The sequence below is a fragment of the Ruegeria sp. CG4 genome (genome assembly GCF_056537185.1).
Genome location: NZ_JBQFRB010000004.1, coordinates 200926 through 218396, shown reverse-complemented (window position 1 = coordinate 218396; position 17471 = coordinate 200926). Strand labels below are relative to the sequence as shown.

Sequence of the window (17471 nt, the reverse complement as noted above, 5' to 3'; positions counted from 1 at the left end):
AAAGCTCTGGGGCTGGTACATCAAGCGCCCTCCCGCAAGAGTTCGCGGATGTCACCAACACGCCAAGCTGTTGTGCGAGGTCCGAGGCGAACAGGCTGAGGGAAGCGCCCAGCGCGGACGCCTGCCCACCACGTCGAACGGGATACAGGCACGGGACCGTGAGGGTGCAGGATCTGCTTTTCGCGCAGCAGCGCATCGTCGGGAAGATCGTCAAATTGCATCGTAGTCCATCTATGTTTGTTACAGATGGTCCAAGGCTGACGAGGTCCGGTCTTGTGCAGCGAGTATCCACGAAGCCCGATCGTGGATCCACGATGTGAATTATATTTTTAAGGGTTCAGTCGCTCCAATAGTCGCTGTTGACGTGCAACTCACTGGCATCCTTAAGAAGCCTGCGAACCGTTTGTTGGTCCACCCCGCAGCCAAGTTCAGCAGCCTTGTCCGCAATCTGCTTCGGCACATCAGAGCGTTTTTGAATGGGCGTATAGCTGTGGCCGTCCACTGCGCAGGCAATGAGGGCTTTTTGAAGCGTTGCGATCCGTGTAGTGCTTGCAGACTTTTGAGCCCGGCTATTTTCGGCGGAGGAAGAGGCCTCTAGCTTTGCGTCCAATTCAGACAGGCGCTCATCTTTCGCTCGCAGCATATCTCGAAGTTTATCGTTCTCCGCGATGATTTCCGCATTCTCGACAACAGTATCCGGATGCTGGTTATTGTGAGGCGGCATCCCTACGGCACGCCGCCACGCTAAGGACACATAATACCCCCTTTTCGCCAGCCAAAGCAGATAGTCCTTTGCAGGCGCCTTCTCACTGATTTCCCCGATCTCTAACGCCCTTTCCAAAATCAGGAACCTGTCGTTACGCTCACGTATCGTCTCTCCGGTTTCCGGGGCGATGCCGTGCCAGCTATCTGTGCTGAATGGCTTAAAGTTCAGCGACAAATCGATTGCCTCGCGGGCTGTCCAATAAGGTTTTCGGACCCATTCCCCAATCAGACGCCGTTCCTGCCCGGCGTAGTCGGGGGACAGAATTTCCTTCCTCCGATGGGCAAAATGCTGACCGTCAAATGCGATCGGACCTTCCGGTGTGATGGCCAGCCACCAATCCGTATGGAACGGTAGGTTGTTGCGCTCTGCCCACCAAAGCCAAAACACAGGCGCGCCCAATCGTTCACCTGACTGCTTCGCTCTGGTTAGTAGCGCGCTATGGTCATTCAGCACCTGTGCGACTCCGGCATCATCTGGCGAAATGCCCAGCGCCAGTGGGACGGCTTCTTCGAGAGACCAACTGCTCTGATAGATCCAAGCCTGCATCAAGTGTTCAGCAGGTTGTACCGGGGCCTGTTTACATTCAATCATGTCCCAGTTTGTCCTTCTTCATCTTATCAAGCTGATCTGCCCACCACTGTGTCAAATCAACTCGCTCATCCCAGTGAGCGCCGCGTGCGTATGCCCGGCGGATTTCGTTCTTTTCCACATGGGCGAGGGCTCGCTCAATGGCGTCCGGATGCCAGCGGCCGGATTCATTGGCCAATGTGGAAAACATTGCCCGAAAGCCATGCGCCGTCATCTCGTCCTTCTCATACCCCATGCGGCGCAGCGCGGCATTCAAAGTATTGTCGCTCATGCAGCGCTTGGATGAACGTACCGATGGAAAGAGCAACTTGCCCCAGCCCGTCAGTTCGCGCAGTTCCTTCAAGTGATCGAAGGTTTGGCGGGACAGCGGTATTGTGTGAGGCCGACGCATCTTGGCGCGATGTGCCGGAATGGTCCACGCCATTCTGGCTTCGTCGATCTCATCCCACTCCGCCATTCGCAACTCTCCGGGGCGCAGGGCAGTCAACGCGAGCAGTTGCAACGCGAGGCGCGTAGTTCTTTGACCGGAAAACCCGTCGATAGCCCGGAGCAATGCACCGACCTGCGCCGGATCAGTGATTGCCGCGCGGTGCTGTACCTGGGGCCGGATTAGGGCATCCTTCAAACCATAGGTCGGATCGTTATCCGCGAGTCCTAGGGCAATGGCATAGCGAAAGACAGCCCCGGCAGCAGACCGCATCCGTACGGCGCTTTCGTGATTGCCCTTTTTTTCCATCTTCTGCAGCGGAACCAGAATATCCCGTGCTGTTATTTGCGTGATCGGCATTTTCCCGATGTCTGCGGAAAGTAGCCGGTGAAACCAGGCGGTCTTTGTCAGCGTTGCTTCGGCACGGCCTTCACTGCGCTTTTTTTCCAGCAGTTCTGCCGCCAACTTGGAGAAGGTAGCGTTGTTCTCTGCCTCTTCTCTGGCTTTTTTGTCTTTGCGAACGCTGGAAGGATCTTTGCCATTTGCGATCAGGCCGCGGGCGTCGTCGCGTTTCCGTCGCGCATCAGCCAGTGTCACTTCAGGATACTTGCCCAGCGCCAGCAGCTTTTCCTTTTGGAGCCAACGATACTTGAAGCGCCAGAGTTTCGAACCGTTCGGCTTTACCAGCAAATATAGTCCGTCAAAATCGGCCTGCTTGTAGGGCTTCTCCTTAGGTTTTAGAGCCCGAATCCGTGCGTCGCTCAAGACAGGCATTGGGGGTACCTTCCAGTCATCGTGTGGCACGTACCCCAATTCGGCACCCCATTTGGGGGTAGATTACAGCGCACGTGGCAGGACAACATCGGACAATCCGACAGTATAAATCCTGCAACTACAAGCTACTATCAGTCAAAATCGGACGCAACTGGATGTTAAAGTGGTGCCGCTGAAGGGACTCGAACCCCCGACCCCATCATTACGAATGACGTGCTCTACCAGCTGAGCTACAGCGGCCTAGTTATGTTCGCCAAGCCCTGTATTGGGCCGGACTGTGACGGCCTTTTCTAGTCAATTCGAAGCGAACGTCAATCGGAGATGGGGCGTTTTGAGAAAAACTTGCGCTCCTCACTCGGATGTGGCCGCTGTGCTCTCGACCCTGTGTGGCCTGTTAGCTTTTTGAGACGGGATGAGCCCAGTTCAGAAATCCAGGCCTAGGTCGATTGTCCGGTAGGAATGGGTCAGCGCGCCGGAAGAGATATAGTCCACTCCGGTGGCGGCGATTGCCGCTACCGTTTCACGGGTTACGTTTCCCGACGCCTCGGTTACCAGACGTCCGTCGACCATCTCGACCGCGTTTGCCAGGGTTTCCACGGACATATTGTCCAGAAGAACCACATCCGCGCCACCGACATCCAGGACTTCGGCCAGTTGATCCAGGCGGTCGACCTCGATCTCGACCTTCATCATGTGTGAGGCACGGGATTTCGTAGCCCGCAGAACGGCGGCGATTCCACCGGCGGCGGCGATATGGTTATCCTTGATCAGGATTGCATCTGACAGGGAAAACCGGTGATTGAAACCGCCGCCATGCAGGACGGCCTGTTTTTCGACCAGACGCAGGCCGGGCGTGGTCTTGCGGGTGCAGGTGATGCGCGCCTTTGTACCTTTGGTTTCCGCCACAAGGGCCGCTGTTTTTGTCGCCACGCCAGTCAAACGTCCGGCAAAGTTCAGCGCGACGCGTTCTCCGGACAGGATCGAGGCGGCGCTGCCCCTGATTTCCATCAGCGTTTCACCTTTGGCGCACCGCTGTCCGTCGGCAACAAGCGGCGTAATCTGAAGTGATGGGTCGACCAGACGGAAAGCCAGTTCCGCGACCTGCATTCCGGAAACAACAGCGTCTTCGCGCGCGTTGAGACGGGCCGTGTACTGCGTTCCTGCCGGAATAACGGTCAGGGTGGTGATGTCGCCATTGGAGCCGAGATCCTCCATCAATGCAGCCCGGACAAGGGGCTCCAGGATCATGTCAGGCAATGTCGGGATTGTCATTGTGGAACCTTTGCGATGCGGTCGCGCAGTGTCACGGCCTCGCCGAGTGTCAAAGCTGAGCGTTTACCGGGGCCGGGATCTGTCTGGGGAAAATCGGACCGAAAATGCGCGCCGCGGCTTTCTTCGCGCATCAGCGCGGCCGCGGTAATCAGGGTGGCGGTTGCGGTCATGTTCAGAAATGTGGCCGATGCCGCACTTTGTTTTTCGAGCCTGGCGATTTCGGACAGCGCTAGGCGCAATCCCTTGCCGTTCCGAACAACGCCCACGTAATCCGTCATGACCCGCCGCAGAGTTGAAACCGCCGGGACCTCTGTTTTCGGGTCACCTTTAGCCGGGTCAATCGAGACCTCAGGGCAAGGCTCCGCTGCCGTATTCGCTGCGATGTCTTGGGCGCAGGTGCGGGCAAAGACCAACGCCTCCAGCAACCCGTTTGAGGCGAGGCGATTGGCTCCGTGCAGGCCCGTGGATGCGGCTTCGCCACAAACCCAAAGCCCTGTGAGGGTGCTGCGGCCGTTAAGTTCTACTTCAACACCCCCCATGTGGTAGTGAGCTGCGGGCGTGACAGGGATCGGTTGGGAAACGGGATCCACCCCATTGCGAATACAGGCGTCGGTCACGGCCGGAAATTGCGTTGTGATTTCCACACCAATGGCCGCCCTTGTGTCCAACGCAGGCCGCTGTCCGGATTGCGCCTGCAAGTAAACTGCCCGGGCAACAATATCCCGGGGCGCCAGATCACCATCGGCATGAACCCCTTGCATGAAGCACTTCCCGGCTTTGTCGATCAGAACCGCCCCTTCACCGCGCAATGCCTCGGTGGCCAGCGGCGTTGGATCTTCGCCGACATCCATTGCGGTCGGATGAAACTGGACGAACTCAGCATCAGCTATTCGCGCCCCGGCGCGGGCGGCCATGCCGATCCCCTGCCCGCGGATACGCGCCGGATTGGTGCTTTGGGCGTATAGCCCCGCGGACCCGCCAGTCGCCAGAATGTGTGCGGCCCCGCGCAGAAGCACTGGTTTGGCGCCGTTGTCGGCAGCAGCAGTCAGGTAGACGCCGCTTACATGTTTGCCGTCGCTTTCCAGCCCGATGGCCTGAACCCCTTCGATCACCTGAACCGACGGGGTCCGGCGCAATTCGGCAATCAGAGCGCGCATGATTTCCGCGCCTGCCTGATCCCCTTTCACCCGCACCACGCGCGCAGCGGAATGGGCGGCCTCGCGGGATTGAATATAGGCCCCGTCCGGCGTGCGATCGAAATCAGTACCCAGATCAGTCAGATCCAGAACATGGTCGCGGGCAGAGCGGGTCACGTATTCGGCAACCTCACGCAGAACGGACCCGGCCCCGGCACGGATGGTGTCTTCGGTATGGGCTTCAGGACTGTCACCCGGAGCCATGGCAGCGGCGACCCCGCCTTGTGCCCATGCGGAACTGGCCCCTGACCCCAGCGGCTCGGGCGAAATCATGACAACGGGTCGTGGTGCCAGTTTCAACGCGGCGTAAACGGCGGCCAGCCCGGCGCCGATAATGACCACCCTTGGAGTCACAATTTCCTGCATCGGCTGGGTCAAATACCCAGCTTGCGGGACAGGTCGATCATTCGCTGCACGGACAACCGCGCCTTTTCGGCAATGCTCGCGTCAACCTCGACCTGACCGGTCATCGTGTCGAGTGCATAAAGCACCTTTTCCAGCGTGATCTTTTTCATGTACGGGCACATATTGCACGGCCCGACAAATTCGACTTCGGGCAATTCATCGGCGATGTTCGACGCCATCGAACATTCCGTGATCAGCAGTGCTTTCTCGGGCTTTTCTTCTGTGACATACTTGATGATGCCGCTGGTCGATCCGGAGAAGTCGGCCTCATTCACCACGTCCGGTGGACATTCAGGATGCGCAATCAGGCGCGTACCGGGATTCCATTCACGGAAATCGCGCAGATCGCTGGCGCTGTATTGTTCGTGAACGATGCAGGACCCTTCCCACCAGACCACGTTCTTTTGCGGCACGTCACGTGCCACATTCTGGGCCAGGTACTGGTCCGGCGTCATGATGACCGTTTCACTGTCCTGCGCGGCCACGATCTGCGCCGCGTTCGACGAGGTGCAGCAGATGTCGGATGCGGCTTTGACCTCGGCGGTCGTGTTCACATAGGACACAACCGGTGCGCCTGGATAGCGGCGGCGCATTTCCGCGATTCCCTCGGCTGTAATGGACTCGGCAAGCGAACATCCCGCCTCCATATCCGGCATCAGTACCGTCTTTTCCGGGCTGAGGATCTTGGAGGTTTCCGCCATGAAATGCACACCGCATTGCACGATCACATCTGCCTCGACCTCAGTCGCCTTGATCGCCAGTTGAAGGCTGTCACCCCCAAAGTCCGAGATACCGTGAAAAATCTCTGGCGTCATATAGTTATGGCCCAGGACGACCGCATTCCGCTCGGCTTTCAGATCATTGATCGCCTTCACGTAAGGGGCATAGATCGCCCAGTCCGCCGGGGACACAACGCGGGACATGCGCGCGTAGATGTCCGCCATGCTGGCGGCCAGTTCCGGCGATGGGCTGAGGTCATATTTTTCGGAAAGATGCGCGCGCTGCGCGGGTAGGTCGAACACGGGACTGTTTTTCTGCCTGATGACGTCGTGAAGCTCTGATTATTCGATTTTCTTCAGAATGGCTACCGTCAACGTGAACCGGCAAAACTGACCCAAATTTTCTGCGATGGATGGCCAAGGCGGTTGCCAATCGCCCGCAGTTTTCCTAGCCTGACGCAAAGGTAACAACCAACAAAAGGAGGGCACGAGCTGAACATGCGTATCATCCGCCGACTTCAGCACGGTCCCCGTTTCGCCCTGTAGATCCGTTTACAGGGCCGACCCGAGACACCTTTCATCGACGGTCTGCTCAAAGCCGCTGTGCGGCCATACCTTCTGGGTGCGAGATTTCCATGACTGTCATCAACATCAATGCCTTGGGCGTGACCCTTGGCGCGACTTTATTTTCTGACCTCAACCTGACCATATCGAAAGCCGACCGGATCGGTCTGGTGGCCGCAAACGGACGCGGCAAGTCCACGCTGTTTGCATGCCTGTCGGGCGACCATGAGCCAACAACCGGAGAGGTTACCCGCGCTCGCGGCTTGCGAGCCGGACACGTAAAACAGAACATTCCGGCCGGCGCGCTGGCGCACAGCTTGCACGATTGGGTCCTGGCGGCCCTGCCACCAGAGCAGGCGGACTATGAAAGCTGGCGCGTGGATGTCGTGCTGGATGACCTTCAGATCCCCTATGAGTTGCATCACAGGCCGCTGCGCGATCTCAGCGGCGGATGGCAGCGCACTGCCATGCTGGCCGCGGTCTGGATCACCAGACCGGACCTGCTGCTCTTGGACGAGCCGACCAACCATCTTGACCTTAACCGGATTGCGCTGCTGGAAAACTGGCTTGGCGCATTGCCGTGCGACGTGCCGGTTGTGATCGCCTCGCATGACCGGGCGTTTCTGGATGCCACGACCAATCGTACCTTGTTTCTGCGCCCCGAAAATTCCCGCGTGTTTTCGGCGTCATACTCATCGGCACGTGCCGCCCTTGCAGAATCTGACACAGCCGATGAGCGGCAGCAAGCCAATGAACTGAACAAGGCCCGGCAGCTTCGTCGTCAGGCGGCAAAACTGAAGAACGTTGGTGTGAATTCCGGCTCTGATCTGTTGCTGACCAAAACCAAACAGCTGTTACTAAGGGCCGACAAGCTGGTACAGGCAATCGGTCACGTTCACCACGAACAATCTGCAGGCGATATCCGGCTGGGGAACAGCGGCACCCACGCCAAGGCGCTTGTCTTTTTGGATGATGTGCCTGTTCGCTCGCCAAACGGGCAATTACTTTTCAAGACCGGCCGGAAGTGGATTGCGCGCGGAGACAGAGTTGTGATGCTTGGCGCGAACGGTGCTGGCAAGACACGTTTGATCCAGATGATACAGGCAGCTCTGGCAGGGGCGGAAGATGGCATCAAATACGCAGCATCCATCGTTCCCGGCTTTTCCGATCAGCATCTGAGCCAGCTTGATGATGCGGAAACTCCTTTGGCTATGGTGGTAGCACGGTTTTCCATCGGCGATCAGAGGGCGCGTTCGGTCCTGGCCGGGGCTGGAATAGACTACCAGATGCAAGACACGACAATTGGAGCGTTGTCCGGTGGCCAAAAGGCCCGGCTGGCGATGCTGATGCTGCGGCTAAAGGCACCTAACTTCTATTTGCTCGACGAACCGACCAATCATCTGGACATTGACGGGCAAGAGGCGCTTGAGGCCGAACTGACGGAACATGACGCAACCTGCCTGCTGGTCAGTCACGACCGAAGTTTTCTGCGGAATGTAGGAACCCGGTTCTGGTGGATCAAAAACCGGAAACTTGAAGAAGTAGACTGCCCTGACACGTTCCTGTCTGACCAAAGTCAAGGTGGCGCGGACGACTGACTAACATACTATTTTGCGTGCGTTTCCGCGGCGCGGCGCTGCACTGCAGCGCCGTGTTGGCTAGCAACGCGTTCAATTCGCTGGTTTTCGCCTGAATGCCATTCCACATGGGAGATTCCAGTTGTAGTTTTTGGGTTTATCAATAATAAAAGCCGGAAAGACAGACGCCTAGGAAAAGTATCGATAAAATGGATCAATCGACCCCCACCTGGACCCGCGAGGCCGCGCAAGCCTTGTACGACATGCCTTTGATGGATTTGCTGTTTCGCGCTCAGACGGTTCACCGCGAAAACTTTGATCCAAACAAGATCCAGACATCCAAGCTGCTCTCGATCAAAACCGGCGGCTGCGCCGAGGATTGCGCATATTGTTCGCAGTCCGCTCGAAACGGCTCGAAGCTGTCGGCGTCAAAACTAATTGAGGTTCAGCGTGTTCTGAACGAGGCGCGCAAGGCAAAGGATGGCGGCGCGACCCGGTTCTGCATGGGGGCCGCCTGGCGCGAGCCCAAGGAACGGGACATGGACGCGCTTGTAGCCATGGTAGAGGGCGTGCGCGACCTTGGCATGGAAACATGCATGACGCTCGGCATGCTGGACGACAACCAGGTCGTCCGTTTGCGGGATGCCGGTCTGGACTATTACAACCACAATATCGACACGTCCGAACGGTACTACTCCGAAGTGATCACAACCCGCACTTTCGCGGACCGGATCGACACGATGAACCGGGTTCAGGAAGCCGGAATCAAGGTCTGCTCGGGTGGCATCCTTGGCATGGGCGAGGAAATTCAGGACCGCGTCGACATGCTGGTGACGCTGGCCAACATGTCCCCTGCGCCCGACTCCGTGCCGATCAACATGCTGATGCCACAGGAAGACACACCGTTGGCCGATGCCAAGCCAATCGACCCGATCGACTTTGTACGCGCAATTGCAACCGCCCGCATCATGATGCCAAAATCCTACGTGCGTCTGTCCGCTGGCCGCAGTGAGATGAGCGATGAGATGCAGGCGATGTGTTTCCTGGCCGGAGCAAACTCGATCTTTGTGGGCGAAACCCTGCTGACCGCTGAAAACCCCGAGGAAGATACTGACGCAATCCTGTTTGCCAAACTGGGTTTGCAGGTCGAAACCGTGGCCGGGCAGAGCTGCGTGGAAGCGGCTGAATGAAGGCATTGGACCGCCTGAAATCCATGCTGGATGTTCTGAACAACCGGCACCGCTATAGGGTGCTCGCAACTCGTTGCGGCCTGGATTTCGCCTCCAATGACTATCTGGGGCTGGCGCAGTCTCCAATGCTGAAGGTGGCGGCGCAAGACGCGCTGGACCGTGGAGTTCCGCTGGGGTCCGGCGGGTCGCGCCTGTTGCGGGGCAACCACCCTGAGCATGAAGCGTTGGAACAGGAAGCCGCCGCCTTCTTCCAGGCCGAATCCGCCTTGTTCATGGGCGGTGGGTTTCAGGCCAATCAGGCGATCTTTTCCACCCTGCCCGCCGCAGAAGATCTGGTTCTCTATGATGCATTGATTCATGCCAGCGCGCATGAAGGCATGCGCATGGGCCGCGCCACTACACTGGAGTTTGCACATAACGATGTCGCCGATGCGCGGCGTGTCATCGCGGAGTGGCATTCGGCCGGAGGCTCCGGTCAGATCTGGATTGCCGTTGAAAGCATCTACTCGATGGAAGGCGACTTCGCGCCTTTGGCAGAATTGTCGGAGCTGGCCCGCGCCAATGACGCGATCCTTGTTGTGGACGAAGCCCATGCCACAGGCGTATTCGGCCCGCAGGGCAAAGGGCTGGCGCATGGCTTGAACGCGGAACTGCTGACGCTGCACACCTGCGGCAAAGGGCTTGGTGTTGCCGGCGGGTTGATTTGCGGATCAAGGGTGATGATCGACGCCCTGATCAACCGCGCGCGCCCTTTCATCTTTGCAACCGCCCCCTCCCCCTTTAACGCAGCGCTGGTGCGGGCAATGATCAGCGTGCTGAAGGCGGATAGCTCGCTAATTGATGCGGCGCAGGAACGTCTGCGGCATGCCCATGCAGAAGCACGGCGTTTTGGCGTGCCGAACGACGTTCTGAACAGCCAGATCATACCCGTCATTCTGGGGGATGACGGGCGAACCATGGAAATGGCGGCCACGCTGGCAGAACACGGATTCGATGTGCGCGGTATTCGACCACCGACCGTGCCGCGCGGCACTTCGAGGTTGCGTATCTCTATCACCGGCAATGTCAGCAAGGCGGAAATCAGCGCCCTGTTCGAAACACTGAACCGTTACCAGAGGAAAGCGGCATGAGCGCTGTCGTCGTGACAGGAACCGACACCGGTGTCGGCAAAACGGTCTTCGCCGCAGGCCTGACGGCGGCGCTTGGAGCCAGCTATTGGAAACCAGTTCAATCCGGGTTGGAGGATGCAACCGACAGCGAAATCGTTGCAACTCTCTCGGGGGCTGAAGTGCTGCCGGAAGCCTATCGGTTGAACATGCCTGCATCTCCGCACCTATCCGCCGAAGATATGGGTGTCGAAATCGACCTGTCGCAGCTTGCACTGCCGGAGGTAGACGGCCCGTTGGTTGTTGAGGGCGCAGGCGGGGTCATGGTGCCGCTAAACCGCAGGCATTTCTTTCTGGACCTGTTCACCCACTGGAAGGCGCCGGTGGTGCTTGTCGCGCGTACCGCGCTTGGAACGATCAACCATACGACCCTGTCCCTGATGGCGCTGCGCACCGCGGGCTGCACCGTGGTTGGCGTGGCCTTTATCGGCGATGCGGAACCCGAAGTAGAACAAACTATCGTCGAAATGTGTAACGTCCGCCATCTGGGCCGGCTGCTGCTAATCGACGATCTGTCACACGACACGCTGTCAGCGGCCTTTGAAGCCATCGATGTCAACGCTATCCGGAGCGTCCTGTGACCCCGCTGGAATTCGACGCACGCCATCTTTGGCATCCCTACACCAATGTGTTGAACCCCGGCCCGATGCACCTCATCACCGGGGCCGAGGGCGTCTGGCTTACTCGGGAAGACGGCACACAGATGATCGATGCCATGTCGTCATGGTGGTGTGCAGTTCACGGGCATCGGCACCCTGCCATTATCAGCGCAATGCAGGATCAGCTGGCGCGAATGCCGCATGTCATGTTCGGCGGCCTGACCCACGAACCCGCCGTGGAACTGGGCCGCAGGCTGATCAGCCTGTTGCCGGATGGTCTGGACCGCATTTTCTACAGCGACAGCGGTTCGGTCGCGATCGAAGTCGCACTGAAAATGGCTGTGCAGTATCAGATGGCCATGGGTCGTTCCGAGCGCACGGAATTCGCCACCATTCGCGGCGGTTACCATGGCGACACCTGGAAGGCGATGAGCGTTTGCGACCCCGTCAACGGTATGCACGGGCTGTTTCGGGGCGCATTGTCGATACAGCATTTTTTGCCCCGCCCACAGATCACTTTGGATCAGGACTGGTCTGACGACACTGCCCTCAATGGCCTTGGCGCACTTGAGGAGTTGCTGGAGACCAAAGGCAATCGAATTGCCGCACTGATCCTGGAACCGGTGGTTCAGGGCGCGGGCGGCATGTATTTTTATCACCCGGTCTGGTTAAAGCGCGCGCGGGCGCTATGCGATGCATACGGGGTTTTGTTGATTTTCGACGAAATCGCCACAGGCTTCGGCCGCACCGGTGAATTGTTTGCGATGCATCTGGCTGACGTCGTGCCGGACATTCTTTGCCTTGGTAAAGCGCTGACAGGTGGTCATATCACTCTGGCGGCCACGGTCGCCACTGAACCTGTGGCTCGTGGGATCGGTGAAAGCGAAGCCAGTGTGCTGATGCACGGCCCCACCTATATGGCCAATCCGCTGGCCTGTGCCGCCGGTGCCGCCAGCCTTGACCAACTGTCCCGGCGCGACTGGCGCGCCGAGGTGCACGCAATCGCACAGCAGATGGCACATGAACTCGCCCCCGCGCGGAATTTGCCCGGAGTGGCGGATGTCCGGGTTCTGGGTGCGATCGGCGTCATCGAGATGGAGAATTGGGTCGATCCCTCTATCGCGCACAGGAAGGCGCCGGAAACCGGTGTCTGGTTGCGCCCGTTTGCGCGGAATATCTATTGCATGCCACCCTACATCATCTCACCGGACGAGTTGAGCAAAGTCACCGCTGCGATGGTGGCGTTGGCCAGGGAATCGTAATGAAACGCCAGTGGTTATCCCGGTCGGAACAATCATCGCTGATCCTTGTTTTTGGTGGCTGGGCACTGGGTGCGGCCCCGTTTGCAGAACTGACGGGACAGGACGATGTCCTGCTGGTGGATGACTACCGTCACTTGGATGATGCCCTGCCCGAACTCGCGCAATATGACCGCGTTGATCTGATTGCTTTTTCTTTCGGTGTCGCGTCCGCCGCGCATTGGATTGCAATGACTGGCTTTTCACCCGCGCGTCTTGTCGCCGTCAGTGGAACGCTGTCGCCAGCGGATGCGGAAACCGGAATAGCGCCCCAAATGATACGCGCGACAGCCGATGGCCTTACGGCAGACAGTTTTTCGAAATTTTGCCGTCGCGCCGGTTTGCAAGGCCCCGCTCCTGCCCTGAACATCGAGGCCGCGCAGGCTGAGCTGCATTGCATCATTGATCGGGGTCCAGCCCCGGAACGTGCCTTTGATCGCGTCTGGATACCCGAAAAGGACCGGATCATCCCGACCGGCGCCCAAAAGGCAGCGTGGGCGCGGCAAGGCAAGGCTGTTCGCCCCGTCTCGGGGCCACATGTTCCGTTTCGGGCCGGGCAAAGCTGGGCGGAGTGGATCACATGATGGCGCATTTGACAGACCGGGTTCAGCGTAGCTTCAGCCGTAGCTTTGACACCTATCACCAGGCCGCGGGTCCTCAGGGGCGGATCGCGGAGCGACTGGTAACGGACCTGCGCGATTGCGGCGCGCCGGGTCACTTTTCCTCAGTCCTGGAACTTGGCTGCGGTACCGGGCTTTTGACACAAAAGCTGCGCGAAGCATTTGTCATTGGGGACCTGACCCTCAACGATCTGGCGCCCGAAGCCGGGCTGACTGCACAAACGGCCGCCGCCACGTTCCTATGCGGGGACGCGCTGCAGGTAGACTGGCCCGACCGGCCTGATCTGATCACCTCTGCCTCAATGATCCAGTGGCTGGCGGATCCGGCTGCACTTTTGCGCAGAGCCGCAGACGCGCTTGCGCCGGGTGGTTGGCTGGCAGTCTCGGGCTTTGGCCCAAAGCAGTATCATGAGCTTGCTCAAATCGGCTCGTCTGCAGGGGCACCGGGTTTGTGCCGTTCCGAGGATCTGGTTGCTTCAGTCCAAACTGAAATGGAACTTGTGACATCGGGCGAGCATGTGCAGCAACTGCACTTCGCGTCACCGCGTCTTGCGCTTAAACATCTGCGCCAAACCGGGGTCAACGGGCGGGCCAAACAGTTCTGGACCAAATCCGATCTGTTGCGGTTTTCAACAGACTACACCCGCCGGTTCGGGACCGACGCCGGCGTACCCTTGACCTATCATTCAGTCTGGATCGTCGCACGAAAACCGGTCTAAGTCACCTTTGTGCCCGGACCGAACAAGACAGATGGCCTAGATGTAGGAATTGGCAATCAATTGCTGGGTATAGGCATGATGGGCGGATCTGCTTCGCAGTTGCTCGACGCTCAGATGCTCGACGATCTGGCCGGCGTTCATCACGGCAATGTGGTCACACAAATGCCCGACAACCGCCAGATCATGGCTGACCATAAGATATGTCAGGGATCGCTCGGCGCGTATGTCCGTCAACAGGTTGAGAATCTCGGCCTGAATTGAAACGTCCAGCGCGCTGGTCGGCTCGTCCAGCAAAAGCACATCCGGCTCGGCCGCAAGCGCCCGTGCAATTGCAACCCTTTGGCGTTGGCCACCTGACAGCTGATGCGGATAACGAAAACGAAACCTGTGGCCCAGATCCACATTGGCCAGAAGATCCTCGATCCGGCGGTCAATGTCGGTCATGCCGTGTAGACGCAAGGTTTCAGACAAAACCTGATCGACGGTCTGGCGGGGGTGAAGCGAGGCATAGGGGTCCTGAAAGACCATTTGAACCGTCTGATAAAACTCGCGCGAGCGATGTCGGCCCAGTTCGGCACCGTTGACATGCATTCTGCCGGACCAGCCGGGTACAAGGCCGGACAGCGCCCGCAATATTGTCGACTTGCCCGAACCGCTTTCGCCGACAAGGCCCAGGCTTTGCCCTTGTGCGACAGAAAGCGAGGCGCTGCGCACGGCGTCCACCCGATCCCTTCCCGTTCCGAACCAGACGTTCAGATTGTGTATGTCAATCATGCTCATGACTTGACCTGTCCGCTGACTGAAGGCGCATCGGCCCAGGCTTCGTCCCTGTTCAGAACCGCAAGCCGTTCATGCGGCTCATCCAGACGGGGCAAGGCATTCAGAAGTCCCTGAGTATATGGGTGTTTGGCCTCAGACAGCTTGTCGGCATCGCAGACTTCGACAATGCGCCCCGCAAACATGATCAGCACCCGGTCGCAGAATTCGGCCACCAGGTTCAGATCATGGCTGATAAAGATCAGCCCCATTCCACGCTCGCGCACCAGATCGTCCATGATATTCAACACCTGACGCTGGACCGAAACATCCAGCGCGCTCGTCGGTTCGTCGGCAATCAGGATCTCGGGATTTGCGGCCAGCATCATGGCGATCATGATCCTTTGCCCCATGCCGCCGGACATCTCATGCGGATAAGCGCGAAGTACCCTTTCCGGGTCTCGGATTGCAACGGCGTCCAGCATTTCCAGACTGCGCGTTCGGGCAGTGGAATGCCCGGCGCCGGTGGATTGGCGATAGGCCTCGATCATCTGCGCACCGATGGTCATCACGGGGTTCAGGCTGAACTTGGGATCCTGCATGACCATGGAAATCTTGCTGCCGCGAACAGCGCGCATCTTGGGTTCGGACAACCTCAGCAGGTCAATGTCGTGCAGCTTGATATGGTCCGCCTCGACAAGACCCGGGCTGCGCACCAGGCGCAGGATTGCCCGCCCGGTCATGGATTTTCCGGACCCGCTTTCGCCGACGATCCCCAGTCTTTCGCGCCCAAGGCTGAAACTGACCCCGCGCACTGCGTCGAACACGCCCCTGCGGGACGGAAACCGAACCCAGAGGTTCTGCACATCCAGCAACTGTTCGCTCATCCCTGGCCCCCTTGTTTGGGGTCAAGAATGTCACGCAATCCGTCGCCCAGCAGATTGAAGGCGAGCGATACGATGAATATCGCCAGCCCCGGCATGGTGGCGACCCACCAGTGATCCAGGATGAAACGGCGCCCCTCGGAAATCATCGCACCCCATTCCGGGCTGGGCGGTTGCGCGCCGAGGCCCAGAAATCCAAGACCGGCTGCCGCAAGAATGATCCCTGCCATATCCAGCGTGACCCGAACGATGAGTGAACTGATGCACAACGGCCAGATGTGGCGCGTGATGATCCGGAACGGACCGGCCCCTTGCAACCTTATGGCGCTGATATAGTCCTGCGATCTGATCGTCAGCGTCTCGGCCCGAGCCAACCGTGCATAGGGCGGCCAGGCAGTGAGCGATATTGCAAGAACTGCGTTTTCGATCCCCGCGCCCAGACCGGCCACAAAGGCCAGTGCCAGAACCAGCCGGGGAAAAGCCAGAAATATATCGGTAATCCGCATCAGGACGAGGTCGGCGATTCCGCCGACATATCCTGCCACGGTGCCAACCAGAAGCCCAAGAACCGGCGCGATAAGAGCGACAAGTGCAACGATGTAAAGCGTTATTCTCGCACCGAAAATCAGGCGGCTGAGGATATCACGCCCGAGGCTGTCCGTCCCCAGCAGATGTCCTTCTGTCCCAAGCGGAAGCAGACGTTTGCCAAGGTCCTGAACATACGGATCATGCGGTGCCAGAAGTGGCGCGAACAGGGCGGTCAGGACCAGCGCCACAATGATGACCAAACCGATCATAGCCATGACATTGCCGCGCAACGTGAGCCATCCGTTATATATGGAGGCGAGGCGGGCCTGTACCCTGCTTTCCGGTTCTTCCGAGAGAAGCCATTGTCGTAGCGTTTGAGTGGTCATTTGGCCCTCGGGTCCAGAACTTTGTAAAGCAGATCGCTTGTGACGTTCAGCAATATGAAGCAGAAGCCGACAACCACGGTTCCACCCAGAACGGCATTCATGTCCGCACTCAGAAGCGCCGTGGTGATATAGCTGCCGATGCCTGGCCAACTGAAGATGATTTCGGTCAGCACGGACCCTTCCAGCAATCCCGCATAAGACAGGGCTATGACGGTGATCAGTTGCACACGGATGTTGCGAAAGGCGTGACGCCAGATAACGATACGTTCGGGCAATCCTTTTACACGGGCGGTCAGGATGTATTCTGCGCTGAGTTGCTCCAGCATGAAACTGCGGGTCATGCGGCTGATATAGGCCAGCGAATAATAGCCCAGCAGCAGCGCAGGCAGGATAATATGGCTGACGGCATTCCAGAAGACCGTCATGTCGCCGGCAATCAGGCTGTCGACAAGGATCATACCCGTACGCGTCGGCACGATGTCCTCGTAGAAGATATCCAGGCGCCCCGGGCCACCGACCCATCGCAACTTACCGTAGAATATCATCAATCCCATCAGGCCCAGCCAGAAGATCGGCATTGAGTATCCCACCAACGCGATGAAGCGGGCGATCTGATCGATCCAGCTACCCCGGTTGACGGCCGCGACAATGCCCAGCGGCACGCCGACCAGAATACCCGCCAGAACACCCAGGGTGGCCAATTCCAGTGTTGCGGGAAAAACCCGCTTGATATCTTCAATCACTGGACGCGCGTTAAGATAGGAAATTCCAAAATCCAGCCGGGCGACGTCGGACAGGTAGTACCAGAACTGGACAAGCAAAGGCTTATCCAGCCCGAGCATTTCATAAGTTTCCTGATAAACTTCCTGCGTGGCGCGTTCACCCACTATCGCAATCACCGGGTCGACCGGCATCACCCTTCCGATGATGAAGGTCACAAACAACAACCCAAGCATCGTCACCAGAATCGATCCGATCGTCAGAACGGTTGTTTTTAAGACGTGCATGAGAGGCGCGAGCCCGCGCCTCTCGGAATT

The 17471-nt window shown here is 58.5% G+C and carries 17 protein-coding genes and 1 tRNA gene; 7 read left to right on the top strand and 11 right to left on the bottom strand.

The features are described from left to right. Positions 1-20: 20 nt before the first annotated feature. The 7 genes from ACR0J2_RS13310 to nadA form a co-directional block, all read right to left on the bottom strand. Positions 21-221 carry a helix-turn-helix transcriptional regulator gene (locus ACR0J2_RS13310; RefSeq protein ID WP_170519334.1) on the bottom strand — a complete coding sequence of 67 codons (201 nt, stop codon included), beginning with the start codon at positions 219-221 and terminating at the stop codon, positions 21-23. A 116-nt stretch (positions 222-337) separates the two neighbouring features. Further along, on the bottom strand, positions 338-1357 hold the full coding sequence (locus ACR0J2_RS13305) for a hypothetical protein (protein ID WP_480812859.1): 1020 nt from the start codon (positions 1355-1357) through the stop codon (positions 338-340). Further along, the gene (locus ACR0J2_RS13300; protein WP_480812858.1) at positions 1350-2555 is read right to left on the bottom strand and encodes a tyrosine-type recombinase/integrase; all 1206 of its coding nucleotides are present in this window, start codon (positions 2553-2555) and stop codon (positions 1350-1352) included. Before ACR0J2_RS13300 ends, ACR0J2_RS13305 begins: the two co-directional genes overlap by 8 nt. 164 nt (positions 2556-2719) lie before the next feature. Continuing rightward, positions 2720-2795: transfer RNA gene (locus tag ACR0J2_RS13295), tRNA-Thr, on the bottom strand. Positions 2796-2978: 183 nt separating this feature from the next. Next, positions 2979-3827 (bottom strand): carboxylating nicotinate-nucleotide diphosphorylase, encoded by an 849-nt coding sequence (gene nadC / locus ACR0J2_RS13290; RefSeq protein WP_480812857.1) that lies wholly within the window; start codon positions 3825-3827, stop codon positions 2979-2981. Then, entirely contained in the window at positions 3824-5389 is a 1566-nt protein-coding gene (locus ACR0J2_RS13285) for an L-aspartate oxidase (RefSeq protein ID WP_480812856.1), read from the bottom strand. Before ACR0J2_RS13285 ends, nadC begins: the two co-directional genes overlap by 4 nt. Before the next feature lie 8 nt (positions 5390-5397). Then, positions 5398-6450 carry a quinolinate synthase NadA gene (gene nadA / locus ACR0J2_RS13280; protein WP_480812855.1) on the bottom strand — a complete coding sequence of 351 codons (1053 nt, stop codon included), beginning with the start codon at positions 6448-6450 and terminating at the stop codon, positions 5398-5400. A 332-nt stretch (positions 6451-6782) separates the two neighbouring features. Here nadA and ACR0J2_RS13275 point away from each other — a divergent pair, with 332 nt between their 5' ends. From ACR0J2_RS13275 to ACR0J2_RS13245, 7 genes are all read left to right on the top strand, one after another. Next, on the top strand, positions 6783-8309 hold the full coding sequence (locus ACR0J2_RS13275; RefSeq protein WP_480812854.1) for an ABC-F family ATP-binding cassette domain-containing protein: 1527 nt from the start codon (positions 6783-6785) through the stop codon (positions 8307-8309). A 188-nt stretch (positions 8310-8497) separates the two neighbouring features. Further along, entirely contained in the window at positions 8498-9478 is a 981-nt protein-coding gene (gene bioB, locus ACR0J2_RS13270; protein ID WP_170611795.1) for a biotin synthase BioB, read from the top strand. Next, a complete protein-coding gene (locus tag ACR0J2_RS13265) occupies positions 9475-10608 on the top strand; it encodes an 8-amino-7-oxononanoate synthase (protein ID WP_480812853.1) in 1134 nt (377 codons plus the stop codon). Before bioB ends, ACR0J2_RS13265 begins: the two co-directional genes overlap by 4 nt. After that, a complete protein-coding gene (gene bioD / locus ACR0J2_RS13260; RefSeq protein ID WP_480812852.1) occupies positions 10605-11225 on the top strand; it encodes a dethiobiotin synthase in 621 nt (206 codons plus the stop codon). Before ACR0J2_RS13265 ends, bioD begins: the two co-directional genes overlap by 4 nt. After that, positions 11222-12505 carry an adenosylmethionine--8-amino-7-oxononanoate transaminase gene (gene bioA, locus ACR0J2_RS13255; protein WP_480812851.1) on the top strand — a complete coding sequence of 428 codons (1284 nt, stop codon included), beginning with the start codon at positions 11222-11224 and terminating at the stop codon, positions 12503-12505. The genes bioD and bioA overlap by 4 nt, the downstream gene beginning before the upstream one ends. Next, positions 12505-13125: a pimeloyl-ACP methyl esterase BioG family protein gene (locus ACR0J2_RS13250; RefSeq protein ID WP_480812850.1), complete on the top strand. Its 621-nt coding sequence runs from the start codon at positions 12505-12507 to the stop codon at positions 13123-13125. The genes bioA and ACR0J2_RS13250 overlap by 1 nt, the downstream gene beginning before the upstream one ends. Beyond that, positions 13122-13880: a methyltransferase domain-containing protein gene (locus ACR0J2_RS13245; RefSeq protein WP_480812849.1), complete on the top strand. Its 759-nt coding sequence runs from the start codon at positions 13122-13124 to the stop codon at positions 13878-13880. The genes ACR0J2_RS13250 and ACR0J2_RS13245 overlap by 4 nt, the downstream gene beginning before the upstream one ends. A gap of 36 nt (positions 13881-13916) precedes the next feature. Here ACR0J2_RS13245 and ACR0J2_RS13240 read toward each other — a convergent pair whose 3' ends face one another. From ACR0J2_RS13240 to ACR0J2_RS13225, 4 genes are read right to left on the bottom strand one after another with little or no spacing between them, the layout of a single operon-like run. Further along, positions 13917-14660 (bottom strand): ABC transporter ATP-binding protein, encoded by a 744-nt coding sequence (locus tag ACR0J2_RS13240; RefSeq protein WP_170679020.1) that lies wholly within the window; start codon positions 14658-14660, stop codon positions 13917-13919. Next, a complete protein-coding gene (locus tag ACR0J2_RS13235; protein ID WP_480812848.1) occupies positions 14657-15523 on the bottom strand; it encodes an ABC transporter ATP-binding protein in 867 nt (288 codons plus the stop codon). The genes ACR0J2_RS13240 and ACR0J2_RS13235 overlap by 4 nt, the downstream gene beginning before the upstream one ends. Next, the gene (locus ACR0J2_RS13230) at positions 15520-16434 is read right to left on the bottom strand and encodes an ABC transporter permease (RefSeq protein ID WP_170611779.1); all 915 of its coding nucleotides are present in this window, start codon (positions 16432-16434) and stop codon (positions 15520-15522) included. Before ACR0J2_RS13230 ends, ACR0J2_RS13235 begins: the two co-directional genes overlap by 4 nt. After that, complete coding sequence (locus tag ACR0J2_RS13225) at positions 16431-17441, bottom strand: ABC transporter permease (RefSeq protein WP_480812847.1); 1011 nt, start codon at positions 17439-17441, stop codon at positions 16431-16433. Before ACR0J2_RS13225 ends, ACR0J2_RS13230 begins: the two co-directional genes overlap by 4 nt. Positions 17442-17471: the final 30 nt, after the last annotated feature.

Excerpts from the sequence above, each read along its gene's own strand:
- ACR0J2_RS13310 (WP_170519334.1), bottom strand. The coding sequence starts at position 221 with ATGCAATTTGACGATCTTCCCGACGATGCGCTGCTGCGCGAAAAGCAG.
- ACR0J2_RS13305 (WP_480812859.1), bottom strand. The coding sequence starts at position 1,357 with ATGATTGAATGTAAACAGGCCCCGGTACAACCTGCTGAACACTTGATG.
- ACR0J2_RS13300 (WP_480812858.1), bottom strand. The coding sequence starts at position 2,555 with ATGCCTGTCTTGAGCGACGCACGGATTCGGGCTCTAAAACCTAAGGAG.
- nadC (WP_480812857.1), bottom strand. The coding sequence starts at position 3,827 with ATGACAATCCCGACATTGCCTGACATGATCCTGGAGCCCCTTGTCCGG.
- ACR0J2_RS13285 (WP_480812856.1), bottom strand. The coding sequence starts at position 5,389 with ATGCAGGAAATTGTGACTCCAAGGGTGGTCATTATCGGCGCCGGGCTG.
- ACR0J2_RS13275 (WP_480812854.1), top strand. The coding sequence starts at position 6,783 with ATGACTGTCATCAACATCAATGCCTTGGGCGTGACCCTTGGCGCGACT.
- bioB (WP_170611795.1), top strand. The coding sequence starts at position 8,498 with ATGGATCAATCGACCCCCACCTGGACCCGCGAGGCCGCGCAAGCCTTG.
- ACR0J2_RS13265 (WP_480812853.1), top strand. The coding sequence starts at position 9,475 with ATGAAGGCATTGGACCGCCTGAAATCCATGCTGGATGTTCTGAACAAC.
- bioD (WP_480812852.1), top strand. The coding sequence starts at position 10,605 with ATGAGCGCTGTCGTCGTGACAGGAACCGACACCGGTGTCGGCAAAACG.
- ACR0J2_RS13250 (WP_480812850.1), top strand. The coding sequence starts at position 12,505 with ATGAAACGCCAGTGGTTATCCCGGTCGGAACAATCATCGCTGATCCTT.
- ACR0J2_RS13245 (WP_480812849.1), top strand. The coding sequence starts at position 13,122 with ATGATGGCGCATTTGACAGACCGGGTTCAGCGTAGCTTCAGCCGTAGC.
- ACR0J2_RS13240 (WP_170679020.1), bottom strand. The coding sequence starts at position 14,660 with ATGAGCATGATTGACATACACAATCTGAACGTCTGGTTCGGAACGGGA.
- ACR0J2_RS13235 (WP_480812848.1), bottom strand. The coding sequence starts at position 15,523 with ATGAGCGAACAGTTGCTGGATGTGCAGAACCTCTGGGTTCGGTTTCCG.
- ACR0J2_RS13230 (WP_170611779.1), bottom strand. The coding sequence starts at position 16,434 with ATGACCACTCAAACGCTACGACAATGGCTTCTCTCGGAAGAACCGGAA.
- ACR0J2_RS13225 (WP_480812847.1), bottom strand. The coding sequence starts at position 17,441 with ATGCACGTCTTAAAAACAACCGTTCTGACGATCGGATCGATTCTGGTG.